This is a genomic window from Pararhizobium antarcticum, assembly GCF_001885585.1.
Taxonomy (GTDB): Bacteria; Pseudomonadota; Alphaproteobacteria; order Rhizobiales; family Rhizobiaceae; genus Pararhizobium; species Pararhizobium antarcticum.
In genome coordinates this window covers 1-4,951 of record NZ_LSRP01000004.1, presented here as the reverse complement: position 1 = coordinate 4,951, position 4,951 = coordinate 1, and the positions used below count along the sequence as shown (strand labels likewise).

At 59.4% G+C, this 4,951-nt stretch carries 6 protein-coding genes and 2 tRNA genes; 3 read left to right on the top strand and 5 right to left on the bottom strand.

Features of this window, described 5'->3' with window-relative positions; all coding sequences use genetic code 11:
* Nucleotides 1–498 (top strand): hypothetical protein (locus AX760_RS01900; RefSeq protein WP_210187271.1); only part of this gene is annotated, 498 nt, incomplete at its 5' end.
* A gap of 113 nt (nucleotides 499–611) precedes the next feature.
* Here AX760_RS01900 and AX760_RS01895 read toward each other — a convergent pair.
* The 5 genes from AX760_RS01895 to AX760_RS01875 form a co-directional block, all read right to left on the bottom strand.
* A tRNA-Arg gene (locus tag AX760_RS01895) sits at nucleotides 612–688 on the bottom strand.
* A 36-nt stretch (nucleotides 689–724) separates the two neighbouring features.
* Complete coding sequence (locus AX760_RS01890) at nucleotides 725–1,030, bottom strand: ETC complex I subunit (protein ID WP_071831155.1); 306 nt, start codon at nucleotides 1,028–1,030, stop codon at nucleotides 725–727.
* A gap of 196 nt (nucleotides 1,031–1,226) precedes the next feature.
* A tRNA-Pro gene (locus AX760_RS01885) sits at nucleotides 1,227–1,303 on the bottom strand.
* Nucleotides 1,304–1,389: 86 nt separating this feature from the next.
* Entirely contained in the window at nucleotides 1,390–1,887 is a 498-nt protein-coding gene (locus AX760_RS01880) for a DUF192 domain-containing protein (protein WP_071831154.1), read from the bottom strand.
* Complete coding sequence (locus AX760_RS01875; protein WP_071831153.1) at nucleotides 1,887–2,465, bottom strand: cold-shock protein; 579 nt, start codon at nucleotides 2,463–2,465, stop codon at nucleotides 1,887–1,889. Before AX760_RS01875 ends, AX760_RS01880 begins: the two co-directional genes overlap by 1 nt.
* 207 nt (nucleotides 2,466–2,672) lie before the next feature.
* Between AX760_RS01875 and AX760_RS01870 the strand changes: the two genes are divergently transcribed.
* Together AX760_RS01870 and AX760_RS01865 are read left to right on the top strand one after the other, a co-directional pair.
* On the top strand, nucleotides 2,673–3,113 hold the full coding sequence (locus tag AX760_RS01870) for a VOC family protein (RefSeq protein ID WP_071831152.1): 441 nt from the start codon (nucleotides 2,673–2,675) through the stop codon (nucleotides 3,111–3,113).
* A gap of 403 nt (nucleotides 3,114–3,516) precedes the next feature.
* On the top strand, nucleotides 3,517–4,905 hold the full coding sequence (locus tag AX760_RS01865) for a YcbK family protein (RefSeq protein WP_071831151.1): 1,389 nt from the start codon (nucleotides 3,517–3,519) through the stop codon (nucleotides 4,903–4,905).
* Nucleotides 4,906–4,951: the final 46 nt, after the last annotated feature.

Below are 4,951 nucleotides of genomic sequence, written 5' to 3'. Positions count from 1 at the left end.
TCAGAAAATCGACGCGCACGCATGAGACCCCCGCTCGGGCTACGCCCTCCCGGACGTCTCATGCGTGCGCCACAAGTGGCCTGGTTTTGCTCCGCCGCCTGGCCGGATTTTACTCCGGCGTTGACACGCCTGAGGCATTCCCGCCAAGATTTGCCGGACGTCTTCCTGACGATGGAGGAGATGAAGTCCGTTCTCTCATCGGTCAGCGGGCATGCGCCTCACGACATAGATTTCGAACTGGGAGCTTCGCTCGCGTTTGCAAACCTTCCTTATCGACAGGCGACCGATGCCATGTCTGAATTCACAACTCTCAGAGATGACTTCAAGAGGCTTATGAAAATGGGTGCCGACGGTCCGGAAGAACGTAGAATGGCTTTCGAAGAACTGGACTTTAGGCTCAAGGTTTATCACTCGATTGACGATCCGCAGGAGCGGAAGGAAATCATGGCTATGATAAAGGATGGAGACTATGGCCGGAAGCGGTCGAAGTGGCGATAAGTTATGAAATGCCCAAATCAAACGCCGCGAAATGCCCCGATCAGTCAACGTAGGGACAAACCAAACCCGCGAAATCACGTTGAAACGGCCGGAGGACGAATTGAAGACGGGAGTGGCGACCCCTGTAGGGCTCGAACCTACGACAACCTGCTTAGAAGGCAGGTGCTCTATCCAGCTGAGCTAAGGGGCCACTTGGGGAAATTGTCCGGTATGATCGGGCCAGTGGTCAATGGGTCCAGGGCTGCATGCGGCTGAAGCGGAAATTGTCCGTGTAGGACAGGCTCTTTCGCGTCGCGTCCTTGGGTGCGATGACCCGGTATTCGATCCCGTTGCGCTCGGCATAGGCAACCGCCAGTTCTGCCGTCTCGAAGGTCAGCTTGACCTGCTGGCGGGTGTCAGCCGAACTTGTGTAGCCCATGATCGGATCGATCGTCCGCGGCGTTTCCTGATCGAACTCGAGCATCCACAAATGCGTCTTGGCCTTGCCAGACTGCATGGCGGTTTTTGCAGGACGATAGATTTTCGCGGACATATTTTGGAAAGCTCCACTGTGAATTCCGTGCCCGCGCAAATCGCTTTGCCGACACAGCGCTCTGCCATAGCGCAGAATGCGTTAAAACGGAATGACCCAGACCATAATTTTCGAGTGATTTTAACAAGGGAAAGTCTGGAAGCGGCGCTTTGGAGAGGGTGTTGGATACACAACAACACAAGGCGGCTTCGATCGATGGTCGGAGTGGAGAGATTCGAACTCCCGACCCTCTGGTCCCAAACCAGATGCGCTACCAGGCTGCGCTACACTCCGTTACCGTCGATGCCGGGGAGATACACGCTTCCCCCCTCACCTGCAACAGCTAAATTTCAAGAAATCCGAACAGACCTTACGCAAGCCTATGGCGCGGCGTTCGCTGGACGATTGGCGATCTGCGGCGTTTCCACCTGATCACCGGCGGCGATGCCGAGCCGCCTGACAGTGCCGGCGTTGAGTTCAAGAACATAGGCGACGGGCAGTCCCGAATCGATGATCGCCTCTGACAGCGGGACGGCGTTTTCCCGGATATTGGCAACGCGTCCATCCTCGCCGATGAACAGCATGTCGAGCGCGAGATAGGTGTTCTTCATCCACATCATCACGCGACGGGTCTGTCCGAAATCAAACAGCATGCCATGATCGGGCGCCATCTGGCGACGGTTCATGAGGCCTTGCTGGCGATGATCGGCATCGACGGCGAGTTCAATCTCGAAAACATGTGACTTGCCGTCAGCGGTCTCGATGGTCAGCCTGTCCTTCGGAAAAACGAGATCTGCGGCCTGCACGTTTGCACTGGCCAGAAACAAAAAAAGCGCCAGGACGGCGCTTTCGAAACAAAGGCGCACAGACATCCGCATCAGTGCGCGCGACCGGCCGGTGACGGCACGTCGGGGTGAATCTCGGCGGCCATCAGGCCCTTGTCGCCATCGCCGAAACGAACGAGCACCGTCTGGCCGGGGCGCAATTCCGTCAGGCCGAAGCGGCGCAGCGTTTCCATGTGGATGAAGATGTCCTCGGTGCCGTCACCACGCGTCAGGAAGCCAAACCCCTTTGTCCGGTTGAACCACTTGACCAGAACACGTTCGAGACCGCTTGTCGGCGTCACCTGTACGTGGGTCTTGATCGGCGGCATCTGCGACGGGTGCACGGCGGTCGATTGATCCATGGAAAGAATGCGGAACGCCTGGTAGCCGCGGTCGCGCTTCTGGATGAGGGCGACGACACGCGAGCCCTCCAGAACGGTCTGGTAGCCATCGCGGCGCAGGCAGGTCACGTGAACGAGAACATCCTGCATGCCATTGTCGGGAATGATGAAGCCGAAGCCCTTGGCGACATCGAACCACTTTATGACGCCCGTGATCTCCAAGAGATCGAGCGCATCGCCCGCGAAGTCGTCATCCGGTGCGACGTCTTTCGATGAAATCCTGTCCGCCATAGCCCGCCAGCCCCTCGATTACGCGTCACAATCAATACGGTTAACTGATTCTTGACGACCAGATTAACATCGTCCCAATGTGAATGCGCAAGCCCTTGATTGAAAATTGCCCCGAGCGCATTTGTATTTCGCGAGCCTTGCCTCTGGCTTGTTGTCCGTTAGATAAAGGGGCTTGCAAACACCGCTCCGCAAAACAGGGACATTACAATGCGTTATCTGCACACGATGGTCCGCGTCAAAGATCTTGACGCGGCACTCACCTTTTACGGCAAGCTGTTCGGGCTTGTGGAAATCCGTCGCTACGAGAATGAAAAGGGCCGCTTCACGCTGGTTTTCCTGGCGGCGCCCGGCGATCTCGACCATGCCAAGGGCGCGCTCTCGCCCTGCCTGGAACTGACCTACAACTGGGACACGGAAGATTACACCGGCGGCCGGAACTTCGGCCACCTCGCCTATGAGGTCGACGACATCTATGCGCTGTGCCAGCATCTGATGGACAACGGCGTCACGATCAACCGGCCGCCGCGCGACGGACACATGGCCTTCGTCCGCTCGCCCGATGGCATCTCGATCGAAATTCTGCAGAAGGGCGAGAACCTGCCGCCGCAGGAGCCTTGGCTTTCGATGGGCAATACCGGCGCCTGGTAAGCCTCGCGCAACGGGAAGAGGCGATAAGCTCGGGATGAACGGGAACTGCTTGCCTGTGCGTTTGCTGCGCAATTGCGGCGTGCACGGCTGCAGAACCTGATCGAAACCAGAACAACCGGACCTCGCTCCACGGATCGGGGCGCCCCTCCTGTCAAGGTTTACAAAGATCGCTTCGTTAACTACACTTTCGTGGGAAACGGGGCGAGACGCCGGACAATCTGCCATATGCGCAAGACGATGTCGTCCGGGAGGCCAGGCACGAGGGGAACGACGTGGACAATCCCTGGACGGGATGCGTCGTTCATCAGGTATCTCCGGCTTCGAATTGGGCGGCCATGACGGCGGGCAAGTCTCCTGTCCTTGGTCATCTTCTCTATGGAGGATCAGGCTTTTGCAGCGTGGAATGAAAAAGGCGGTCGGTCTGCGACATGCGCTCTGGGCGCTGGCGCTGACGACGTCTATGCTGGCACTGGCTGGCTGCGTCTCGGCGGTTCCGTCGGCCAAGGACACTGCCAGCCTTGCACCCACCGCAGTCGATGCAGAGGGATCCGCCGACGACATGGCGGCCAACGGATCCATGGAAGATCAGCAGGTGGTGGCGCTGGGCGCCGACGGACAAGCGACAGGGGGTGCCGCCGCAAACGCCATGATGCCTGCCGGTAGCAATGACCAGCCTGCCTCGCTGGTGCTGCAGACCAGCGGCCTCAAGGCGACATCATCGAGCATTTATGCCAGTCAGGTGACAGGTCCAGTCCCCGGACAAACCGCTGGCCAAATCGAGCCGTCGAACACAACTGGCGACACGACGCCATTGCCGATTCTGGAGACTCAGCCAGGCGTGCAGCCGGCAAGCAACAGCCTGTTCCAGAGCAAGCAGCAGCCTGTCTCCGAGCCCGCGCCGCTGCCGTTGGAGGGCGCCAGCAATGCACTGCCGGCTGGAGACCAGGGCCAGCAGATTGCCTCGGCGCAGATGATTGTGCCTGACGGGGCCGCTGCCCTCGAAATGCCGAACGCCGTGCCTTTGCCGCTCAGCGGCGCCGCCGCCTTGCAGGGCGAAACATCAGGACAGCTTCACGCCGTCCATCCGCAGCAGCAGGCGGCGGCCACCACACAACAGAGCGCCTCGCCCCCCGCTTCGGATGGGACGGGTACGGAGGAAAAAGACGCCAAGCCGATCGTCACCTTCGCCAGCCTGTTTGCGGGCAAGCGAAAAAACAAGAACGCCTTCGACGGCGATCGATTCGGCAAAGCCCCCCCGAAGAAGACGCTTGGGCAGAAGGATGTGCAGCCAAAACAGTTGGCCTCGCTTGCCTACAACGCCCTGCCCGGCGTTCGCGCAACCTCGATGTTCGCAACCGTCGAGGACGCGGAACCCGCGCATGACGATGACAGCGGCACGATCCAGGTCGCATCGCTGCCCGGCCTTGCGCGCCTGGCACCGAATGGCCTCTGGCTGCAGACGGAAAAGGTCGAGACCGGCTGTTTCAAGCCCGGATTGATGCAGGTCCTGAAGGTCGTCGAGAATCACTATGGCAGAAAGGTCATGGTCACGTCCGGACTGCGCGACCTGAAACACAATCGCAGCGCTGGCGGCAGGCGGCAGTCGCTGCACACAACCTGCGCGGCAGCCGACATCCAGATCCCCGGAATCAGCAAATGGCAGCTGGCGGATTATCTGCGCACGATCCCCGGTCGCGGTGGCGTCGGCACCTACTGCCATACGGAATCGGTCCATATCGACATCGGCACGCAACGCGACTGGAATTGGCGCTGCCGCCGCCGCAAGGGCTGATCCAGCCTCCGGTTTCCCAGAATAATCAATATTTTCAATGATATAA

Bases quoted from the DNA above. Each gene is read 5' to 3' on its own strand.
- AX760_RS01890 (WP_071831155.1), bottom strand. From the start codon at position 1,030: ATGTCCGCGAAAATCTATCGTCCTGCAAAAACCGCCATGCAGTCTGGC.
- AX760_RS01880 (WP_071831154.1), bottom strand. From the start codon at position 1,887: ATGCGGATGTCTGTGCGCCTTTGTTTCGAAAGCGCCGTCCTGGCGCTT.
- AX760_RS01875 (WP_071831153.1), bottom strand. From the start codon at position 2,465: ATGGCGGACAGGATTTCATCGAAAGACGTCGCACCGGATGACGACTTC.
- AX760_RS01870 (WP_071831152.1), top strand. From the start codon at position 2,673: ATGCGTTATCTGCACACGATGGTCCGCGTCAAAGATCTTGACGCGGCA.
- AX760_RS01865 (WP_071831151.1), top strand. From the start codon at position 3,517: ATGAAAAAGGCGGTCGGTCTGCGACATGCGCTCTGGGCGCTGGCGCTG.